Genomic DNA, 245 nt, shown 5'->3' on the forward strand with positions numbered 1-245 from the left:
TGCGGTCGCTGCGGCCGGGGCTCGACGTCCGTGTGTCCTACCTGGACCACGTGGCGCCCTCCGCTGAGGACGCGCTGGAGGAGCTGGCCGCCCGCGGCGCGGGTGAGGCCGTGGTGCTGCCGACGCTGCTGACGGCCGCCTTCCACAGCAAGGTGGACCTGCCGGAGGTGCTGGCACGCGCACGCGGGCGGAGTCCCTGGCTCCGTGTGCACTACGCCGACACCCTGGGCCCGCACCCGCTGCTG

1 protein-coding gene is annotated in these 245 nt (G+C 75.1%); it reads left to right on the forward strand.

The genetic code is table 11. The features are described from left to right. Positions 1-245, forward strand: a 245-nt coding sequence (locus D455_RS0120510) for a sirohydrochlorin chelatase (protein WP_026122821.1), incomplete at both ends; no start/stop codon positions are given.

The organism is Nocardiopsis halotolerans DSM 44410 (assembly GCF_000341065.1).
In the GTDB taxonomy this organism is placed as follows: Bacteria; Actinomycetota; Actinomycetes; order Streptosporangiales; family Streptosporangiaceae; genus Nocardiopsis; species Nocardiopsis halotolerans.